17 protein-coding genes are annotated in these 21,361 nt (G+C 43.5%); 12 read left to right on the top strand and 5 right to left on the bottom strand.

Annotated elements, in window-relative coordinates; all coding sequences use genetic code 11:
* Window positions 1-106: 106 nt before the first annotated feature.
* Complete coding sequence (gene moeA / locus ACRRS1_RS11600; protein ID WP_432467798.1) at window positions 107-1,339, bottom strand: molybdopterin molybdotransferase MoeA; 1,233 nt, start codon at window positions 1,337-1,339, stop codon at window positions 107-109.
* Window positions 1,340-1,661: 322 nt separating this feature from the next.
* Here moeA and ACRRS1_RS11595 point away from each other — a divergent pair, with 322 nt between their 5' ends.
* Together ACRRS1_RS11595 and ACRRS1_RS11590 are read left to right on the top strand one after the other, a co-directional pair.
* Entirely contained in the window at window positions 1,662-2,261 is a 600-nt protein-coding gene (locus tag ACRRS1_RS11595; RefSeq protein WP_432453023.1) for a GNAT family N-acetyltransferase, read from the top strand.
* 1 nt (window position 2,262) lies between these two features.
* Window positions 2,263-2,544, top strand: coding sequence for an acylphosphatase (locus ACRRS1_RS11590; RefSeq protein ID WP_432467799.1), 282 nt, complete (start codon window positions 2,263-2,265; stop codon window positions 2,542-2,544).
* A 101-nt stretch (window positions 2,545-2,645) separates the two neighbouring features.
* On the opposite strand, the gene exaC is transcribed toward ACRRS1_RS11590, so the two are convergent.
* The gene (exaC, locus tag ACRRS1_RS11585; protein WP_432453025.1) at window positions 2,646-4,166 is read right to left on the bottom strand and encodes an acetaldehyde dehydrogenase ExaC; all 1,521 of its coding nucleotides are present in this window, start codon (window positions 4,164-4,166) and stop codon (window positions 2,646-2,648) included.
* A 253-nt stretch (window positions 4,167-4,419) separates the two neighbouring features.
* On the opposite strand from exaC, the gene ACRRS1_RS11580 reads away from it, so the two are divergent.
* Complete coding sequence (locus tag ACRRS1_RS11580) at window positions 4,420-6,189, top strand: sigma-54-dependent Fis family transcriptional regulator (RefSeq protein ID WP_432453026.1); 1,770 nt, start codon at window positions 4,420-4,422, stop codon at window positions 6,187-6,189.
* Between the two features lie 259 nt (window positions 6,190-6,448).
* Here ACRRS1_RS11580 and metG read toward each other — a convergent pair whose 3' ends face one another.
* On the bottom strand, window positions 6,449-8,500 hold the full coding sequence (gene metG / locus ACRRS1_RS11575; protein ID WP_432453028.1) for a methionine--tRNA ligase: 2,052 nt from the start codon (window positions 8,498-8,500) through the stop codon (window positions 6,449-6,451).
* A gap of 472 nt (window positions 8,501-8,972) precedes the next feature.
* Here metG and udk point away from each other — a divergent pair, with 472 nt between their 5' ends.
* From udk to ACRRS1_RS11560, 3 genes are all read left to right on the top strand, one after another.
* Window positions 8,973-9,617 (top strand): uridine kinase, encoded by a 645-nt coding sequence (udk, locus tag ACRRS1_RS11570; RefSeq protein ID WP_432453029.1) that lies wholly within the window; start codon window positions 8,973-8,975, stop codon window positions 9,615-9,617.
* A 109-nt stretch (window positions 9,618-9,726) separates the two neighbouring features.
* A complete protein-coding gene (locus ACRRS1_RS11565) occupies window positions 9,727-11,607 on the top strand; it encodes an AsmA family protein (RefSeq protein WP_432463153.1) in 1,881 nt (626 codons plus the stop codon).
* Between the two features lie 110 nt (window positions 11,608-11,717).
* Entirely contained in the window at window positions 11,718-12,149 is a 432-nt protein-coding gene (locus ACRRS1_RS11560) for a low molecular weight protein-tyrosine-phosphatase (RefSeq protein ID WP_432456178.1), read from the top strand.
* Between the two features lie 76 nt (window positions 12,150-12,225).
* Here the strand turns inward: ACRRS1_RS11560 and rne are convergent, their stop codons facing one another.
* Window positions 12,226-15,558 carry a ribonuclease E gene (gene rne, locus ACRRS1_RS11555; protein ID WP_432467800.1) on the bottom strand — a complete coding sequence of 1,111 codons (3,333 nt, stop codon included), beginning with the start codon at window positions 15,556-15,558 and terminating at the stop codon, window positions 12,226-12,228.
* 414 nt (window positions 15,559-15,972) lie between these two features.
* Between rne and rluC the strand changes: the two genes are divergently transcribed.
* Window positions 15,973-16,923 carry a 23S rRNA pseudouridine(955/2504/2580) synthase RluC gene (gene rluC / locus ACRRS1_RS11550; RefSeq protein WP_432467801.1) on the top strand — a complete coding sequence of 317 codons (951 nt, stop codon included), beginning with the start codon at window positions 15,973-15,975 and terminating at the stop codon, window positions 16,921-16,923.
* 50 nt (window positions 16,924-16,973) lie between these two features.
* On the opposite strand, the gene ACRRS1_RS11545 is transcribed toward rluC, so the two are convergent.
* Window positions 16,974-17,558 (bottom strand): Maf family protein, encoded by a 585-nt coding sequence (locus ACRRS1_RS11545; protein ID WP_432459439.1) that lies wholly within the window; start codon window positions 17,556-17,558, stop codon window positions 16,974-16,976.
* A 130-nt stretch (window positions 17,559-17,688) separates the two neighbouring features.
* Here ACRRS1_RS11545 and yceD point away from each other — a divergent pair, with 130 nt between their 5' ends.
* From yceD to fabD, 5 genes are read left to right on the top strand one after another with little or no spacing between them, the layout of a single operon-like run.
* Window positions 17,689-18,219, top strand: a complete 531-nt coding sequence (gene yceD, locus ACRRS1_RS11540) for a 23S rRNA accumulation protein YceD (protein WP_432467802.1) — start codon at window positions 17,689-17,691, stop codon at window positions 18,217-18,219.
* A 12-nt stretch (window positions 18,220-18,231) separates the two neighbouring features.
* Window positions 18,232-18,405 (top strand): 50S ribosomal protein L32, encoded by a 174-nt coding sequence (gene rpmF, locus ACRRS1_RS11535; RefSeq protein ID WP_432453035.1) that lies wholly within the window; start codon window positions 18,232-18,234, stop codon window positions 18,403-18,405.
* Between the two features lie 11 nt (window positions 18,406-18,416).
* Window positions 18,417-19,442 carry a phosphate acyltransferase PlsX gene (gene plsX / locus ACRRS1_RS11530; protein ID WP_432453036.1) on the top strand — a complete coding sequence of 342 codons (1,026 nt, stop codon included), beginning with the start codon at window positions 18,417-18,419 and terminating at the stop codon, window positions 19,440-19,442.
* A 7-nt stretch (window positions 19,443-19,449) separates the two neighbouring features.
* Window positions 19,450-20,409 carry a beta-ketoacyl-ACP synthase III gene (locus tag ACRRS1_RS11525; RefSeq protein WP_432459438.1) on the top strand — a complete coding sequence of 320 codons (960 nt, stop codon included), beginning with the start codon at window positions 19,450-19,452 and terminating at the stop codon, window positions 20,407-20,409.
* 15 nt (window positions 20,410-20,424) lie between these two features.
* Window positions 20,425-21,354, top strand: coding sequence for an ACP S-malonyltransferase (gene fabD / locus ACRRS1_RS11520; RefSeq protein ID WP_432467803.1), 930 nt, complete (start codon window positions 20,425-20,427; stop codon window positions 21,352-21,354).
* Window positions 21,355-21,361 lie beyond the last annotated feature (7 nt).

The following is a 21,361-nucleotide window of genomic DNA, read 5'->3' as shown; positions in this document are numbered from 1 at the left end:
CCTTCATTTTGCGATCCTAATGCCTTGTTGGTTAACGGCTAAGCTTTCATAAGCTTTGCCTTGTTTAGTGGAGCACCTAGCATCGAGATAGAGATCAAACCTAGCATTAAATCATGGGGCTGGCGAATAGCTCTATTTTGACCCATTCTCCTGCCATCACCTTGCCTCGCTCTTGTTCTAACACGATAAAACAGTTTGCTTGACTAAGGCTGCTAAAAATAGCGCTGCCTTGATTTCCTGTGGGAGATACTTGCAGCTGACCTTGCGCATCTGTACTCACAATACCACGCTGGAAATCGAGTCTTCCGGGACGTTTTTTCAACGCTGTCGTCGTTTGAGCGCTGATTTGCGGTGGCGCTTGATAATTCCAGGCACTTGCCTTTGCAATGACAAGCAAGGCCAATTTGTAAAAAGTAATGTAAGCGGAAACTGGGTTGCCGGGAAGGCCAATAAAGTAAGACTCTTTTAACTGGCCAAAAGCGAAAGGCTTACCCGGTTTCATTGCCACTTTCCAAAATCCGATCTCTCCCAGTTCGTCCAGCACCAATTTTGTATAATCTGCTTCACCAACTGATACGCCGCCACTACAGATCACAATATCAGCCTGTTGGTCTGCTTGCTCGAATGCTTGTTTGATCAATGAATGTTGATCTGGAATAAGCCCAAAATCGAGCACTTCAACAGGTAAGCGTTCTAGCATCGCTTTAATTGCAAAGCGATTACTGTCATAAATTTGCCCATGACTTAACGGATTGCCGGGGGCGATAAGTTCATCTCCTGTGGACATCAGCGCTACTTTCAGACGAGTTTGCACCGCAATTTGATCGAACCCTAAGCTGGCTAATAGGCCAATATGACTTGAATTGAGCAAAGTATTCGCGCTAATCACGATTTGCCCTTGAGTGATATCCTCTCCCATTTTTCGGATATTATTCCCGATGGATATTGGCTGTTTAAAGGTAATCAGAGAACCATCGACACTGGTATTTTCTTGCATTTCGACTGCATCGGCACCGCATGGTAGAGGTGCTCCGGTCATGATCCTGACACAGTGCTTTGATTTAAGTTGGTGTTTGTTTACGTCTCCGGCAAACACCTTTTCACTGAGCGGAAGTTGTTGATTGGCCGGTAAGTGACTCACACATAGTGCGTAACCGTCCATGGCACTGTTATCGAAGGGAGGGATATTCAATGGTGAAATAAGATCAGCAGCGAGCACTCGGTTTAAGGCTGAATCTAAACCGACCATTTCAGTCTTGGTGATTACTTTTACATTTTCATTGAGCAGTGCTTTGGCTTGTTCCAGTGGTAATAGTCCAGGTTGGTGACAACAATCCATTGATTTTCCTATATATGAGTGCTTGATTATTAATATAACAAGATTATCGTATCTTTGACTGTAGGGGCAGGGAATTCATTAAAAAAACAATTTAGTCGAAAATACTGTATAACTAACTCGCCTTTGATTTTGCTTAAGTATAGCGAACACGCATTAGTTTAATGTACTATGAATGGTTGATTTAATAATATTAAATGTGAAACCATCAAAAGTTAACGGCTTGTTATTTTTTATGTTACGGATTAACATAATACAGCTATGATTTAACTGGTTTGTTACAGCTGTGGCAAATTTAGGCCAGAATATTTTCAAGGAAGTTTATATGTCCACAGAGCCGAGTCCGAATCTAGTCGTTCGTGCTATTTCCAGCATCGAGCTTTATCAATTTTGTGAGTTATTGATGGAAGCTGCGTCTTGGTTTGAGTCACGGGGGGAAACCTTGTGGAAATGCCATCACATCACTCCTCACTCCATGTTAGCAAGTCATCGTTTAGATGAGATGTATATGGGGTATATCGCTGGTAAACCTGTCGCCGCGATGATTTTAGACAAAAACAGTGGAATTATTGATGTCGGTTTAGAAGAAAAACGCGAAAGCTTATTTATGCATAAGCTAACCGTTAAACGAGAATTTGCGGGTCAAGGTATTGCCAAGGCAATGGTGGATTGGGCGCGTTGCAGTGCCTTAAAAAAAGGATATACACTGCTGAGTCTTATTTGCAATTGCCAAGACCAACGACTTCGTTGGACCTTGGGTCAGTTTGGTTTTGAAGAAATAGAGATACTGAACCCCCATTATCAGTTACAACGTTATTTTCGTTTGGATTTGGAACATTGCAAAGTGCCTCTGGATAGGCCTTCTGTTGAGGGCTTGAGTTTTGACTATTCGCAGTTAGACTGTGCGACTTCGTTAATGAGGTAGTATGAGAAATTATCGTTTATTGGCGGTTGTTAAAGGTCATGTTCAAGGCGTAGGCTATCGATATCATGTGATGCAACAAGCAAGTAAATCAGATATTGTTGGTTACGCTAAGAATTTGGCAAACGGTGATGTTGAAATATTTGCCGAAGGAAAACAAACCAATTTGGAGCAACTTATTTCATTTTTATATCATGCATCACCGCTTGGCCGGGTGTCTGAGGTGGAGACTTTGGAATTTATTTCTATCGATCAAAAATCCAAAACCAACTTTGTCTGCTATTAGCTGTTCTTCTGTGTTTCACTTCCGAATTATTTTGTAATGAATAACAAACAGTGGCTTTACATACTTTGCCACTGTTTGCTATTGGCTAAGCTTATTTGCTTTTAGAAGAAACCCAGCGGGTTCACGTCGTAACTAACCAACATATTTTTAGTATTTTGGTAATGTGAGAGGGCTATTTTGTGGGTTTCACGACCGATACCGGAACGTTTGTAGCCACCAAAAGCAGCATGTGCGGCGTAGGCGTGGTAACAATTTACCCACACGCGACCAGCTTGGATATTTCGCCCCATTCTTTGTGCTAAATTGATATCGCGGGTCCACACGCCTGCGCCTAAACCATACTCGGTATCGTTGGCGATACGTAAGGCGTCGGCTTCATCTTTAAACGTGGTGACCGAAATCACCGGTCCAAATATTTCCTCCTGAAAGATCCGCATGTCATTGGTCCCTTTTAGAATCGTGGGACTCACAAAGTAACCGTTGTTATGTTGACCGGGTAACTTACAGGTATCACCACCCGTTAATAACTCTGCACCCTCATTGCGGCCGATCTCAAAATAACTGAGAATTTTATCCAGTTGTTCTTTAGAAACTTGAGCCCCCACTTGAGTTGTCAGATCAAGTGGATCCCCTTGCTTGATGGTTTTTACACGCTCTAGGACTCGTTGCATAAATTGGTCATAAATGGATTCTTGGATCAACGCGCGGGAAGGGCAGGTACAAACTTCCCCTTGATTGAAAAATGCGAGTAGCATACCTTCCACAGCTTTATCCAAATAGTCATCTTCATGAGCCATCACGTCGGCAAAATAGATATTGGGCGATTTTCCGCCAAGTTCAACCGTTGAGGGGATCAGTGAATCGGCGGCACATTTTAATATATGCTGACCAACTTCAGTGGAGCCGGTAAAGGCTAACTTGGCGATACGCTTACTGATTGCCAGTGCTTGCCCAGCTTCAGCACCAAAGCCGTTGATCACGTTAATCACACCGACAGGCACTAGATCTTCAATTAGCTCCATGAGTACCATAATCGATACCGGGGTTTGTTCTGCGGGTTTTAATACCACACAGTTACCAGCAGCAAGTGCTGGCGCTAGTTTCCATGCCGCCATGAGTAAAGGGAAGTTCCAAGGAATAATCTGTCCTACAACGCCTAAAGGTTCGGGAAAGTGATAACTGACAGTGGTTGAATCTATATCGGCAGCACCACCTTCTTGGGCTCGAATACAGCCCGCGAAATAGCGGAAGTGGTCAACAAATAGTGGTATGTCTGCGTTCAATGTTTCGCGGATTGCTTTGCCGTTTCCCCAAGTTTCGGCAACAGCAAGCGATTCTAAATGTTGTTCGACGCGATCGGCTATTTTTAATAAGACCTTAGAGCGATCTGCGACCGAAGTTTTGCCCCAGCCCGCACTTGCTGCATGAGCGGCATCGAGTGCTAAACCGACATCTTGAGCATCGGAACGAGCGACCTTGCAATAGACTTCACCGTTGACCGGTGAACGATTCTCAAAATATTGTCCATTTTTGGGTGGGACCCACCGACCACCGATAAAATTGTCGTATTGTTCTTTAAAAGTAATCAATGAACCTTCGGTTCCTGGCTGCGCATATAGCATCGTCAAATCCTTCTATAATTTACTTTTTGTTATCAAGTTGTTGCTTTCGTGGGTGCTGATATATTGCACTTAATCAGCGTATTGCAAGTGATGAACCAATTAATCAGGGCTTGTTGTTAATGAAATGTAAAGTTATGATTGGTAAAATAAACTATTTTCTCAAGGTGTGGCGGGCTGGTTGTTGAGTCATCAGGTGGGCTGTCACACTGTTATATTCTGGCACACACAATGTGTTACATTTTGGAACAGTGTTATGAGCGTAAAGTACCAACTGCCCAATTCACTCAATGCCTCTTGGTTAAGAAGCCAAAATGCGGGCTTATCGGAGAGTTATTCACCAGACGAACTTCGTTTAGCCAAGGCTGAATTAAAAATGCGCCACCAACGGTATGACGATCTGATTCAATTAGTAAAAACTTATGCCTATCCATTATTTGAGCAATTGATGGCCCACACGTCTTGTCGATTGATTTTGTCTGATATAGATGGTTTTGTGATTGATCATTGGGGAATAGACAAGTTCGCCGATAAACTCGCGAATGTGGCTCTTGAGTCTGGAGTGAACTGGTTAGAGCAGTATAAAGGGACCAATGCCATTGGCACCGCTATCGCGATCGGACAAGCTGTATCTGTGGTTGGTGAACAGCATTATATTAAACACCATCGCTTTATGAGCTGTAGTGCCTGTCCAATCTTTTCTCCACAGGGCGAGATGGTCGCAGTGTTAGATATCACCAGTGAACAACAGCGCCATAACCAACAAGCTATGTCTTTAGTAGCGAGTCTCGCCCAACAAGTTGAGATTGCCTTGCTGTGTCGACTCCCCCAAAGTGTTTACCGGATTGACTTAGCTGCGCAACCGCATCTGCTTCATTCTGGCTGGCAGGGGATTGTAGTGGCCGATGAAGAAGGTAAAGTATTGGGTCATAACCCAATGGCTCGCCAGTTGATCAAACAACTCGAAGTGGGCCAGAGTTTGACGACTCATTTAGGCGAGCAGTGGTTAAGCAAGGTGCGCTCAGCTAACTTGCGCTTACATATGCAGACTAAAACCTTAAGCACACCTAAATTTGTGCATGCGAGGCCTCCGGCACAGCCAAAACTTTCAGGTTTTAAAGAACCATCAATTCAACGCGCTTGGCTGCATGCTCTCAAGGTGATCGAGAAATCTATTCCTTTGTTAATTTATGGGGAAACAGGGGTCGGTAAAGAGCAATTTGTAAAACGTCTGCATCAGGCTAGCCAACGCGCGAATCACGTTTTACAAGCCGTGAACTGCGCGGCCTTGCCGCACGACTTAGTCGAAAGTGAACTATTTGGTTATCAAGCTGGTGCTTTTACCGGTGCCGCTCCAAAAGGCGCTTTGGGAAAAATTCGTCAAGCGGCAGGCGGGTTTCTATTTCTGGATGAAATTGGTGAAATGTCTCTATCGGCACAAACTCGTTTATTGAGAGTATTGCAAGAGCGTGAAGTGGTCCCGGTGGGTGGACATCAAGCGATTGCGGTCGATGTTCAAGTGGTTGCCGCTACCCACGTAAATTTGAAACAACGAGTACAGCAGGGATTATTTAGAGAGGATTTATATTATCGTTTAAATGGATTTCAGCTAACTTTACCAGCATTACGCGAGCGTCGAGATATTCAACAAATGATCGAACAGATCCATTTGCAGCATTGCCATGCAGGTCAACGTATTTGTCCTCAGTTACTGGCTATTCTCTGCGCATATCAATGGCCGGGAAATCTGCGTGAATTAGATAATTTTATGCAGGTTGCTTGTTTGATGGCGGAACATCAAAAGTTATTACAATGGGATGATTTACCGGAGTCTCTGCAACAGCAACTTGGTCATCCAGCTGAAGATAGACTTTCTGGAGAGGTGGGGTTAAAGCAGACGATTGATGAGAATATCCTACAGGTTTATCAACGTTGCCATGGCAACATTAGCCAGAGTGCCAGACTGCTAGGGATCAGCCGTAATACGCTTTATCGAAAATTACGACGTTTAAAACATAGTCGTTAATCGTTTTGTTAATACCAATTTGGTTGGTTATATGATCAACTTATTGCGTAGAATAAATCTGCCGATAAACAGGTATGAAGGGCGTAACTAGTCGCTTTAATCACAAGGTTCATCATGCAGTGAACGGTGATTTAGGCAGCAACAATGAACCGACAATTAGTTAAATTGTTATAAGGCAAGTGTCACTTATTTTAAAGATAAAAAATCCGAGCCCTTAGACTCGGATAGAACCATTGATTGATGACCAATCGTCGGTAAATTACATGACTCGCATGCCCGGTTGAGCACCATCATCGGGACTTAAGATCCATAAATCTTTTCCACCCGGTCCAGCGGCTAACACCATACCTTCAGAATTACCAAAGCGCATTTTTCTAGGTGCAAGATTTGCCACCATTACGGTTAACTTACCTTCTAGGTCTTCAGGGGAATAAGCGGATTTAATCCCCGCAAATACCTGGCGATTTTCACCACCAATATCGAGTTCGAGGCGAAGCAGCTTTTCGGCTTTTTCCACATGTTCCGCTTTAACGATACGAGCGATCCGTAAATCAATTTTTGCGAAATCATCAAAACTGATAGTTTCTGCAATTGGTTCAATTTCGACAGACTTGGCCGGTGTCGCGGTTTCTGTTTCAGTGGTGGTTTGGCTCGATGCCTGTAAGTTGTCTTTTGAGGCCTCAACCATGGCTTCAACTATGCTCATGTCGATACGTTGCATCAAGGCCTTAAAGCTTTGTATTTCACAACCCACCAAGTGCTCGCCAATTTCATTCCACTTCAATTCAACATTGAGGAACTTTTCTACTTTAATTGATAGTTCTGGGAGAACCGGTTTGAGGTAAGTGATCAGCACTTTAAATAAGTGGATCCCCATAGAGCAGACTTGATGCGCACGCTCTAAGGTGTCTTCTTGTTTGGCAAGTTGCCATGGTGCTTCTTCGGCAATATATTGATTAGCTTTATCAGCCAGCGCCATAATTTCTCGCATCGCCTTACCAAACTCACGATCTTCATAGAGTGCGGCGATGGTTTGCTCTGCATCGGTAAATTCTTTTAATAAGCCCGGATTAATCAGTTCGCTAGACAAACGGGAGTCAAAACGTTTACTAATAAAGCCAGCAGTACGACTGGCGATGTTGATCACCTTGCCAACTAAATCGGAATTAACCCGCTGCGCAAAATCTTCAAGATTTAAATCTAAATCATCGATTTTATTGTTTAATTTGGCTGCATAATAGTAGCGTAAATACTCAGGATCTAGATGATCTAAATAAGTGCGCGCCTTAATAAAGGTACCACGAGACTTAGACATTTTGGCACCATTCACCGTGACGAAACCATGCGCGTAAACACTGGTTGGTTTACGGTAACCTGCACCTTCTAACATTGCCGGCCAAAACAGACTGTGGAAGTAAATAATGTCTTTACCGATGAAGTGATAAACTTCTGCTTTTGAGTCTTGGTTCCAATAATGAGCAAAATCTAAATCGTCACGTTTGTCACATAAATTCTTAAAGCTGCCCATATAACCAATCGGCGCATCGAGCCAAACATAAAAGTATTTATCGTCGGTCTCTGGTATTTGGAAACCAAAGTACGGTGCATCGCGACTGATGTCCCATTGTTGCAAGCCTTGTTCAAACCATTCGCTTAGTTTGTTAGACATTTCATCCTGCAGCGATCCAGATACAGTCCAATCTTTCAGCATTTTCTGAAAGGCTGGCAAATCAAAGAAGTAGTGCTCGGAATCTTTGAGGACCGGTTCGGCACCTGAAACTACCGATTTAGGTGAAACTAGATCCGCTGGGCTATAGGTTGCGCCGCAATTATCACAGTTGTCGCCATTTTGATCGTCGCTGCCACATTTAGGGCAGGTTCCTTTAACAAATCGATCGGGCAAAAACATGTTTTTCTCAGGGTCGTATAGTTGAGAAATAGTCCGCGTTTTTATGTGACCGGCTTGGTTCAATCGACTATAGATATCTTCTGATAAAATTTTATTCTCAGGGCTGTGCGTAGAGTGATAGTTATCAAACGCAATGTTGAATTCTTTAAAGTCGGCACTATGTTCGCTATGAACCTGATTGATCATTTCTTCAGGGCTAATGCCCATCTGCTGAGCTTTTAGCATGATTGGCGTTCCGTGGGCATCATCGGCACACACATAAGTGCAGGTATGACCGCGTAACTTTTGGAAACGAACCCATATATCCGTTTGAATATATTCTAATAAATGGCCAAGGTGAATGGGTCCATTGGCATAGGGTAAAGCGCTGGTGACCAGAATTTCTCGTTGTTCGTTTGTCATGTGATCTACTGTAAGCTCAGTCAATAAACAGGGGAATCAAGGGATGTAATACTACCTTAAGCAAAGGTTTATGCCTAGAGGCTGTTGGCCTTTGAAGCTTGGTTTACAGTCGTTTATGGATGATTTGAGCACGGCTGTTCCTATCTAATCTAGTAATCCAGATGAATTCTCAAAAAATGCTGTATTTATGAGCAATCTACACTTCGTTTCATCTAACTGTGCTCAGTGCTTTGTGATATAGATGAATTGATATGACTTACGATATAGCGCTTAGTCATGATGCTGCTTCAAGGGTCAATTTATGAACGCTATTGCCGCGAAATAGTGCACCACCTAAAATTCAAACTGTTCGCTGGTATGAGCAGAGGGAAGGGCGTTTAATATATGATAAATCACTGATACAAAGCGATTAGTCTAATGACTAATCGACGCTTACCACCTATAATTGCGGCAAAAATTTTAGGTCAATTCAATGCAAAATCAAAATCATCATGTTGTCGTTATCGGGATATCGGGGGCGTCTGCATCCGGTAAAAGCCTATTTTCTAAAACGATAGTAAGTGATATTCGTAATGAACTCGGTGATAGTTGTATTGCAGTTATCAATGAAGACAGTTATTACAATGATCAGAGCCATATTCCAAGGGAAAAGCGTAAACTGACCAATTATGACCACCCTAAATCGATGGATCACGCCTTATTAGCAACACATTTGCAAGCGCTTAAACAGGGGCAAACCATCGAGCGCCCGCAATACAATTACACAGTCAACAATCGAATGAGCGAAACAAAAACTGTGTGGCCGACTAAGATTATTGTATTAGAAGGTATACTTTTGTTTACCGACCCAGCGATTCGAGAACAACTGGATATCAGTATTTTTGTCGATACACCTTTAGATATTTGCCTGGCTCGTCGTATTCAGCGAGACATTAAAGAGCGAGGTCGTACTCTCGATTCGGTATTGGCTCAGTATCACAACACGGTACGACCAATGTATTTGCAATTTATTGAACCGTCCAAGCAGTATGCCGATGTGATTGTGCCTCGTGGCGGTAAAAACCGAATCGCGATCGATATTATTAAAAGTAAAATACGTCATTTACTGGGATCTTGAGTGCTATTCACTTGTTTTACTAAACAAAGTACACGCAGTATCACAAAGTTTATTATTATCTAATTGTCATTTACATATTATTCAAGCGCTTTTATAAGTAGGGAAAGTTATGAAGAAGTTGCTATATGGCTTTATTGCTATCGTTGTGTTGCTGCTCGTTGTGGTAGTGATTGCTGTCTCTTTGGTTGATACCAACGATGTTAAACAGCTTATTGTAAGTAAGACCAAGGAGGCCACTGGCAGAGAGCTGGTGATTGATGGCGATTTATCTTGGCGTTTTTTCCCAAGTATTGGTTTTCAGTTAGGCTCGCTTCATTTATTAGATCATCCTAACTTTGGTCAAGGGGAAACATTGAGCATTGACGGTGCAGAAATGTCGGTCGCACTCATGCCCCTATTTAGTAAGACTATTGATTTGGGTGAGATTTCGCTTTCCGGTTTATCTTTTCGTTATCAAACCAATGCTGACGGCTCAAGCAATTTGGATGATTTGACCAAAACTGGCGACGCAGCATCTCAAACAGAGCCGTCGGTCAGTCAAGCTCCTAGCGAGCAAGTCGCAACGGAAGCAGCAAGTCCTTGGAATATCAGCTTATCCGGACTTGTGATTAAAGATGCCAACATTGAACTGATTGATTTAAAAACTAATAAGACACAAAAAGTAGGCCCAATTGACTTTAAGTTAGAGGGTTTAGAACTTGGTAAAGACAATCGTTTTGAATTGACCAGCCAATACAGCGACGGAGAGTTAAGTTTAATACAGCAAGCTCACGGCATTTTGTTTGTCACTAAAGATTTTTCAAGTTTGTCAGTGAAAGACTTAGACAATAACCTTGAAATAAATGGTGATGCGATTCCGAATGGTAAAATGAATATTCAGTCTAACCTGAACTTGGAATACTTGGTTTCACAGAAAATAGCCGAACTATCTTCATTGAACGTCGATATTGATGGTAAGACTCAACTTAGCGGTAGCAGTCGTTTACAGCTTAGCGATGCCATACCAAGTTTGAGCTTTAACCTGATGATCCCATTACTAGATACTTCTGCGTTCATTAGTCCTAGCCAAGACGCTCAACAAACTGATGCGGTTAAAACTTCGCCTGAGCAGACTTCTGGCACTGAACAGGAACCTGATCTGAGTGCGCTTAAAACAATTAATCTCGACGGGCGTTTGACCATTACGAAGCTGCAGCACCAAAAATTACATTTGGAAAATATTAAGCAGCACTTAGTCATTAAAAGTGGCGTGTTAAGCCTTAAGCAGTTAAGCGCAGATCTTTATGGCGGCAAACTGGATAGCAGCGCGCTTGTGAATGGCAATGAGAAGCAAGCGAGTTATTCAATGTCGGCTAAATTGTCTGGAGTGAAAGCTCAGCCTTTGTTAAGTGATGCTGCTAACTTTGAGTTTGTTGCTGGAAAATTAGATGTCGACCTTAACCTAAAAGGTAAGGGGCTGACTTCGATGGCGGTCAAGCAGCGGATTAGTGGACCGATTAATGCGACTTTTAGTGACGGTGCAATTTATGGCATTAATATTCCACAAATGATCCGAGCTGCAACGGTATCCTTAAAAGGGGGTGATAAGCAACAAGCTCAACAAGAGCAAAAAACTGATTTTAGTGAACTGGTTATTCATACCAAACTCGGTCAGTCATTGGCTTCGGTTACTAAGGCTCAAATGGTATCCCCCTTATTAAGGGTTGATGGCAAAGGGAAAACTCATTTAGTTAACGAAAGCTTAGATTTTAGTTTTATTACCAAGGTTGTTGCCAGTTTAGAGGGACAGGGGGCTTCTAATGATTTAGCAGGTTTAGATATTCCTTTGAAAATCAGTGGATCTTGGACGCAACCAAAAGTGCAGTTAGATATGAAGAAATTACTTGAAGGCCAAGCGAAGGAAGCACTGAATAAAGAGTTGAATAAAGCCTTAGGTGGAAAAGAAGGTAATAAAAAATTATTGGATAGTTTAGGTAGCTTCTTTAAATAGAGGCATACATTATTACCAATGGAATAGAACTTTTATAATGGTCTGATGGTGCGAGTAAAGGGAACTGAGTGGATAAATTAAATGGTGTCAAATCGATTCTTGTTGTTTGTATGGGCAATATTTGTCGCTCGACAACCGCAGAAGCGGTACTCAGAGAGAAATTTAAACAGCAAGCGTTGAAGGTTAAAGTTGATTCGGCTGGCACCACCGATTACCACCGTGGTGATAAGCCAGATCCTAGAGCGATGAGAGTTGCAGAGGAGAAAGGCTATAACTTTAAAGGGATCCGTTCGCGTAAGGTTGCTGATAAAGATTTTACGAAATTTGATTTGATTCTTGCATCGGATAAAAAAAATCTTAGTTACTTGCAACAACATTGCCCTAGTCATTATAGCCACAAGTTAGCGCTGTTGTTGCCCTCTGGTGGTCTGGATATCGAAGAAGTACCAGACCCATATTACGGCAGCGTACAAGGGTTTAAACAAGTTTTGGGACTAATAGAGCAAGCTAGCGATGGCCTCATTACCAGACTAAAACTTTAAAGACCAACGAATCTATAAAAATAGATGTATTAAAAAAGGCCAGCATATGCTGGCCTTTTTGTTATACCGTTTAAAACTATTTATTCGGCTTCGTCATTGGGCTTTGTGACGAACTGGTTGAACTGCTGCTTGATATGCGTCGCGTCCCAGTTTTAATCGGCTTACGAACATAAGGTTTTTTCACTTCTTCCTGCACAGGGGCTGACCTTACTACCGGAGCTGCAGGTTTTGCCATAGCAGCAGAAGCGCTGCCCTTGGTGTCGACAGGGCTAGGCTTTAGTTTCCCGCGATTACTACGTTTCGCTTTAACAATCGCTTTTGCCGGTGCTTCGGCTTTCACTGTTTCCACAGGCGCTTCAGCTTTCGCTGTGTCTGCAGGTGCTTCAGCTTTCACTGTTTCCACAGGTGCTTCTGCTTTCGCTGCTGCTGCAGGTGCTTCGGCTTTCGCTGTTTCTGCAGGTGCTTCGGCTTTCGCTGTTTCTGCAGGTGCTTCAGCTTTCGCTGCTGCTGCAGGTGCTTCAGCTTTCGCTGCTGCTACAGGTGCTTCAGCTTTCGCTGTTTCTGCAGGTGCTTCGGCTTTCGCTGTTTCCACAGGAGTTTCGGCTTTCACTGGCTCTGCAGGTGCTTCGGCTTTCGCTGTTTCTGCAGGTGCTTCAGCTTTCGCTGCTGCTACAGGTGCTTCGGCTTTCGCTGTTTCTGCAGGTGCTTCGGCTTTCGCTGCTGCTACAGGTGCTTCAGCTTTCGCTGTTTCTGCAGGTGCTTCAGCTTTCGCTGTTTCTGCAGGTGCTTCAGCTTTCGCTGTTTCTGCAGGCGCTTCAGCTTTCGCTGTTTCTGCAGGTGCTTCGGCTTTCGCTGTTTCTACAGGTGCTTCAGCTTTCGCTGCTGCTGCAGGTGCTTCAGCTTTCGCTGCTGCTACAGGTGCTTCGGCTTTCGCTGCTGCTACAGGTGCTTCGGCTTTCGCTGCTGCTACAGGTGCTTCGGCTTTCGCTGTTTCTGCAGGTGCTTCAGCTTTCGCTGTTTCTGCAGGTGCTTCGGCTTTCACTGTGTCTGCAGGTGCTTCTGCTTCTGGGTAACGTGAATCGACGGCTTCTGCGTTAGTTTCCGCTTTTGGTAAGTCATTAAAGCGTTTACGCCCAGCATTGCTTGAAGAACGACGACGGCGTTTAGGTTTAACGACTTCTGCTTGTTCAGTCTCAGTTGCGTCTAGCGTATTTTCAAGTGAAGTCGATTCCACCGCTTTAGCTTTTGCCTTTGCTTTTGGTGTAATCTCTTGACTAACCTTTTCTGCAACCGATGCACTTTGGCTGAGTTCTTCGGATACTTCAGTTGTCATACGCACTTTTTTACGCAAATTACGACGTTCTCTACGTTCTTTTACGCGTTGCTCTTTTGGTGCAGCCGCTTCTTTTGGCGCTTTAGATACTTGCGATTTTTCTGCAACGGCAGTATTCGAAGTGTTTACGCTTGCTTTTGCTTCATCGTTTAGTGCGTTGTTGCGTCCACCTTTATTATTCCGCGGTTCTTTACGGCGACGGTTGTTGCTGCTGTTTTCGCCGCGGCTGCGTTCTGTTCGCTCTTGGGTTTTGCCATTACGCTTATCATTTCGAGGATTATTGCGTCGAGGATTACGCTTGTCCTTCTCATTCGACTGACTGCGTGGCGCTGGTTTAGCAGCCGGTGCTTCTTCGGTTTTAAATAGGCCAGAAATAAAAGCAACGATACGGGCGCCCAGAGAAGGTCCGCTGGTTTGTTGGACTTCAGCTTTAGGGCTCTTAGCTACAGGCTTAGGCGCTGCAGTCGGGGCAGGGGCCGCTGGAGCAGAAAAGCCTTGTAAAACGGGTTGTTCTGCCTCAGTTTTTTCCTTGGCTACTTGATTTGGTTGATATACCGGAGATGGATTTTCAGCGGTCAATTGATAACTGGTTTCTTGAGTCTCTTCGCCACTACGAACCCGAGTCACATCATAATGTGGTGTTTCCATGTGCTGATTTGGGATAATAATCAAGCGAACATCATGACGTTTTTCTAGTTTGTTAATCGCGACCCGTTTCTCATTCAATAAATAAGCGGCGACTGGCACAGGTACTTGAGCGTGTACTTCAGAGGTGTTTTCTTTTAACGCTTCTTCTTCAAATAAACGGAGGATCGAAAGCGCCAAAGATTCATTATCTCGAATAGTACCTTGACCACTACAACGAGGACAAATGTGGGTGCTAGATTCCCCTAAAGAAGGGCGTAAGCGTTGTCGAGACATTTCCAATAAACCAAAGCGAGAAATTCGACCAATTTGCACTCGCGCACGATCTTGACGGATGGCGTCACGGAAGCGATTTTCGACTTCTCGCTGATTTCTAACAGGTGTCATATCGATGAAGTCGATAACCACCAAGCCACCAAGGTCACGCAAACGAAGTTGACGAGCTATTTCATCTGCAGCTTCTAAGTTGGTTTGTAAGGCTGTTTCTTCAATATCTCCGCCTTTTGTCGCTCGGGCCGAGTTAATATCAATAGAAGTTAAGGCTTCGGTCGGGTCAATTACAATGGAACCGCCAGAAGGAAGGCGAACTTCACGCTGAAATGCAGACTCAATTTGTGATTCGATCTGATAATGATTGAACATTGGTACTTCGCCTTCGTAGCGTTTCACGCGATTAACGAAGTCGGGGCGAACCAAGTCGATATGTTTTTTCGCTTGTTCAAAGATAGTTTTGTTATCAATTAAGATCTCACCAACATCGCGACGAAGGTAATCACGAATAGCCCGAACAATCACGTTACTTTCTTGGTGAATTAAAAATGGGGCTTGTTTTGACTTGGATGCATCAATAATTGCACCCCAATGATTAAGTAGAACTTTTAGGTCCCACTGTAATTCTTCAGCTGACTTACCAACACCTGCAGTACGAACGATTAAGCCCATACCTTTAGGTAGCTCTAATCCGTTCATCGATTCTTTTAATTGGGTTCGCTCATCACCTTCGATACGACGAGATATGCCTCCGGCACGCGGATTATTTGGCATTAAAACCAGATAGCTACCCGCCAAACTTATAAAAGTGGTCAAGGCCGCGCCTTTGTTGCCACGTTCTTCTTTATCGATTTGAACGATGACCTCTTGGCCTTCCTTGATCACTTCCTTAATACTGGGGCGGCCTTGATAAACATAGCCTTCGGGGAAGTATTCTTTAGCTATTTCCTTCATGGGAAGGAAGCCATGACGTTCTGCGCCATAGTCAACAAATGCAGCTTCTAAACTAGGCTCTACGCGAGTAATTTTACCTTTGTAGATATTCGCTTTTTTCTGTTCGTGACCAGGACTTTCTATGTCTAAGTCGTATAGCCGCTGGCCATCGACCAATGCAACGCGCATCTCTTCTAGCTGCATTGCATTAATTAACATTCTTTTCATTTATATTGCCTTGGGGTTTGTTTGATTAAAACAACCTCACAAGCAGCAATTAACCTGCCTTAAATGGCCAGACCCTGTGTTTTTTGTTAGAGCGATTAGGTAACCTCTCGGTTAGCTACTCTAATCCTTAGGGCGCATTTTGGCGCTTTTATAAATAATAAGTGCCGCAAAAAAGTCTTGCAGAACTGAAAAATCTATTCTATATAGCGTTGATTTAAGGCAAGTATTTTTGATTGCCTATCAGGTTGCTATGAAAATTCTTACTATCAAGCTTTGCGTTTTTTACAAAAAATAACAGCTTGAAGTTGGTGCCAAATTAGGAAAATGTTTAAAAACGGGCACTTTAAGCCTGTTAAATATAGCAAAGCTATATTTTTCCATCAAATTATTTATGAACATGTTACACTTTTTGCTATGAATACCGAAAATAAAGCGGTTCAGATGGTCACGGTAAGTGACGACGAGGCTGGACAAAGAATAGATAACTTCCTCCTAAAGCGGCTAAAAGGGGTTCCTAAAAGTCGTATTTACCGTATTTTACGCAAAGGAGAGGTTAGGGTTAACAAAAAGCGGGTAAAGCCCGAATATAAGTTACTAACTGAAGACTTGGTCAGGATCCCGCCGATTAGGGTCGCGGAGCCGAATAGTTTACCTTCAAATAAACTTAATCAAGTGACTCAACTCGAACAACAAATTGTCTATGAAGATGATTATTTGTTAGTTTTGAATAAACCCTCTGGGATGGCAGTACACGGTGGCAGCGGATTAAGTTTTGGTGTGATTGAAGCACTGCGCTCATTGCGCCAAGATTGCCGCTATCTGGAATTGGTGCATCGCATCGACCGTGATACATCGGGATTACTGGTTGTCGCGAAGAAACGTAGCGCGTTGCGAGAAATGCATCGACAGTTAAGAGAGAAGCTTGTTCAGAAGGACTATCTCACTTTAGTTCATGGTCAGTGGCCTAAAGGAACGAAATCGGTAGACGCGCCATTGCGAAAGAATGCCTTGGCTTCTGGCGAACGTGTTGTGGTGGTTGACCCAATGGAAGGGAAACAATCTCTTACTCGCTACAAAATAGAACGACGTTACACCGATATGACCTTGATGAAAGCCAGCCCGGTCACCGGACGAACTCATCAAATCCGTGTACATAGCCAATATGCAGGGCATAGTATTGCTGGTGACGATAAGTATACTGATAAGAAACTCATCGCCGAAGTTGCCGATATCGGCTTACATCGTCTATTTCTGCATGCTTGGCAGATCCGCTTTGAACATCCAGGCACTCAACAGCAAATGCAGTTGACTGCGCCATTAGATCCTGAGTTACAAGCGGTTTGCGATTGTTTAAAGCCGATTTAGGTGAAGTGAGGGAGGTGAGCCTCCCTTTGGCTTTTGCCTGCCATCTATTGCTAAACCAGCAATGTGAAGCCCTGAGCCTCGAGTAAAGCACATAGCTTAATTAACGGTAACCCGATTAAGCTATTTGGATCATCTCCGCGTAGGTGTTTGAACAATACAATACCCGAACCTTCGCTTTTAAAGCTGCCCGCACAATTATAAGGTTGTTCAAGCTGAAGATATCGTTCGATGAGCTCAACGCTTAAATCTCTGAATTTAACTTCAAAGGGTTCAACCAAGCTATTCATTTGTTTATTTTCACTATTATATAAAGCCATGCCGGTATAAAAGGTAATTGTTTGACCGCTGGCTTCAGTGAGTTGCTTAATTGCAGTTTGGTGATCCCCTGGTTTGCCGACAATCTTGTGGTTAATACAGCAAACTTGGTCGGAGCCTATAATCAAATGTTGCTGAAATCGAGACTCACCAGCTATCGCTTTTTGTTCAGCTAGGCGCTTAACCAAGTGCTCGGCTGTTTCATTTGCGAATGGCGTCTCATCTATATCGGGATTGAAAGTGCTAAACTCAGGAACGATTTTCTGAAGTAACTGTTTTCTGAACGGAGAGCTAGAGGCAAGAACTAGGCGATTTTTCATCGTTTTTTAACCAAAAATGAGAGAACGATGATTTTAAACACAATCTTCAGCAATGGCGATGCTTTAAAGCCATGAAAAAAGCAGAATTTGTTTTGACTATCGCTAACTGTAACTATATTATGCGCGCCTTATGCAGAAAGTGAAATTACCAGTAGAGATTGACCCGTTTAGGGCGGCTAAGCGAAAGTTAGACTATCAAGGTACTCTTGAGGTTAAGCGTTTGCCCCGTCTAAGCGAAGCAAGCTTGAAAGTGAATAGTGATGTAGACGTCTGGTTACGCTTTGAAACTGACCCTCTTGGGTTGGTTGTCGTTCAAGGCAGAGCGTTAACTGAGGTGGAGTTGGAATGCCAACGTTGTGGTGAAGCGTTTAGTTACGCCATTGATGTTGAGTTTACCTATTCGCCAGTCTGCGATGAATCGCAAGTGGAAGCGTTAACTGAAGATTACGAACCACTACAACTTAATGACGATAACTACTTTGTTGTGCAAGAGTTGATCGAAGACGAGCTATTATTGGCGTTACCGATTATTCCTAGACATTCATTAAGCGATTGTTTAGTGAAAGAAAGCGAACAAGTATTTGGCGAGATTGAGGAAGTAGTGGAAGAATCGAAACCGAATCCATTTGCAGTGTTAGAAAGTTTAAAAAAGAAAGACTAGGAGACTGGGTCAATGGCTGTTCAGAAAAGTAAAGTTACACGTTCAAGACGTGGCATGCGCCGTTCACACGACGCAATTGAAAACAATGTTGCATTAACAACTGACGCAACTTCAGGTGAACTTCACCGTCGTCACCATGTTACTGCTGACGGTTTCTACCGCGGTAACAAGGTAATCAACAAGTAAATTTTTGCATTTTGCAAAAAATTACAATTGCAGTTGATGCAATGGGGGGCGATGTTGGCCCCCATGTTACAGTGCCTGCCGTTGCGCAGGCACTTAACTATTACCCTCATCTTAATATTATCTTAACTGGCGACAAGCAGGTGGTTGAGACTTTGCTCGTTAGCCACAAAATCAATCTTCACCCTCGATTCAATTTTATTCATACCTCACAGGTAGTGAGTGCGAATGATAAACCGTTAATCGCACTTCGTTCCCGTCGACATTCATCGATGCGCCTTGCCTTAGACCTAGTTCATCAGCGCCAAGCTGATGCTTGCATCAGTGCCGGTAATACAGGTGCTTTAATGGCGATGGCCAAGGTTGTGCTAAAGCTGCTTCCGGGGATCGAACGCCCTGCATTGGTCAGTCATTTACCCGAGGAAAATGGGCGAGGCAGTTTATTATTGGATTTGGGTGCGAATTCGAGTTGTGACTCCGATGTTTTAATGCAATTTGCCCTAATGGGTTCTGCTTTGGCCGAGAGTGTCTGGGGAATGACTCGTCCACGGGTTGCATTACTAAATATTGGTGAGGAACAAATTAAGGGTAACGATGTCGTAAAACAAACGGCCCAACTTCTTGAAAACTTAAACGCAATAAATTATATCGGCTTTGTCGAAGGTAATCAGTTATTTAGTGGTAAGGCTGACGTGATCGTGTGCGATGGTTTTGTTGGTAATGTTGCACTAAAAACAGCGGAAGGTGTCTCTCAGCTGATACTGTCAAAATTAAAAAACCAATTTGATGTAAATTGGTTTGCGCGTTTTGTACTCAAACTATTTCTTCCGAGTTTTAAAACTCAGTTAAAACAACTGAACCCCGACCAGTATAATGGCGCCAGTCTGTTAGGATTGCGCGGTATTGTGATTAAAAGTCATGGTCATGCCGATGAACAAGCATTTCTTCAAGCTATTCATCAAGCGGTTGCCGAAATACAGCAACAAGTTCCTAGCCGTATTACCGACAAACTTGAATCATTATTAATTGATAAGCATTAAATCATTTATGTACTCAAAAATTTTATCTACCGGTAGTTACCTACCAATTAACGTGAGAACCAACTCTGATCTTGAGCGCATGGTAGAGACGAGCGATCAGTGGATCACTGATCGTACAGGGATTAAAGAGCGTCGAATTGCGGGTAACGATGAGTCTGTTGCAGACATGGGATTTTATGCAGCACAGTTGGCAATTGAGCGTGCAGCTATTGACAAAAGCGACATTGGCTTAATCATCCTTGCCACGACTTCAAGCGAAAATGCATTTCCCGCTGCGGCCTGTGAAGTGCAAGCTAAATTGGAGTTACCCGGGGTTCCGGCTTTTGATATCGCCGCAGCTTGCGCAGGTTTTACCTATGCACTGAGTGTTGCGGACCAATATATTAAGAGTGGTCTTGTTAAAACCGCGTTAGTCATCGGCGCAGACAAGTTGTCTCATATGTGTGATCCCGATGATCGTTCCACCATTATTCTATTCGGCGATGGTGCTGGCGCAGTTCTATTGGGAGCAAGCGAAGAACCCGGAATTTTGTCTACTCATATTCATGCTGATGGTCGATTTGGTGAATTGCTTAAATTACCTCATCCACGCCGTGGTATGTCAGGCTCTACCATGGAATCATATATGAGCATGAGTGGTAATGAAGTATTTAAAGTTGCCGTGACTCGCCTCAGTGAAATTGTGACCGATACATTGCAGGCAAACGGAGTCGAAAAATCAGCATTAGATTGGTTAGTTCCTCACCAAGCTAACTTTAGAATTATTAAAGCCACAGCCAAAAAGCTCGCTATGCCGATAGAGAAAGTTGTGTTGACTTTGGACCGACATGGTAATACTTCGGCGGCATCAGTGCCGATTGCTTTAGATGAAGCGGTAACCGATGGTCGCATTCAACGCGGGCACCTTGTATTATTAGAGGCCTTTGGTGGCGGTTTTGCATGGGGCAGTGCCCTAGTTAGATTTTAACAATTAGGATAGAAGATGAATAATTTAGCATTCGTATTTCCAGGCCAAGGTTCACAAAGTGTGGGCATGTTGGCTGAATTGGCGAACGAGTATTCTGTGGTAGCGGATACCTTAAAACAAGCATCTGAAGTTCTAGGCTATGATTTAGCCGAACTTATTGCGAATGGGCCTGTCGAAGATTTGAATGTCACCAGTCGTACTCAACCTGCATTATTAGCCACATCAGTCGCCCTATGGCGACTTTGGCAGGAACTTGGTGGCACAATGCCAAGCTTATTAGCTGGACACAGCTTAGGCGAGTATTCAGCCTTAACTTGCGCCGGTGTATTAGATTTTGCTGATGCACTGAAGTTGGTTGAATACCGTGGCCAGTTGATGCAACAAGCTGTTCCTGCTGGGGTTGGTGCCATGTCTGCAATCATTGGTTTAGGTAATCAAGACATTATTGATGCTTGCGAGAAAGCTGCGCAAGACCAAGTGGTGACAGCTGTTAATTTTAATTCTCCGGGTCAAGTGGTTATCGCCGGGCACAAAGAAGCAGTCGAGCGAGCCAACGTATTATGTAAAGAAGCGGGTGCAAAAAGAGCCTTGCCGTTGCCGGTAAGCGTACCGTCTCACTGCGCGTTAATGCAGCCTGCAGCCGATGAATTAGCAGGCTATATTGAAGGGATTCAATTCTCTGAGCCCAAATTCGACGTGATTAATAACGTTGATGTTGCCATTGAGAAAGATGCCAAAGCGATTAAATTAGCGTTAATTAAGCAGCTTTATAGCCCAGTACGTTGGACTGAAACCATCGAAGCCATGGCAGCCAAAGGCATTGACACTGTATATGAGTGTGGTCCGGGCAAAGTATTGACAGGATTGGTAAAACGAATTCATAAACCATTGGTAGCAGCGACTATTAATGATTTGACATCGATTAAGTCTGCATTAGATAAGTAACGAGGAA

Source organism: Agarivorans sp. Z349TD_8, from assembly GCF_050870825.2.
Classification (GTDB): Bacteria; Pseudomonadota; Gammaproteobacteria; order Enterobacterales; family Celerinatantimonadaceae; genus Agarivorans.
Note: the sequence above shows the minus strand (reverse complement) of the source record. Positions and strands in the feature narration are given on the sequence as shown.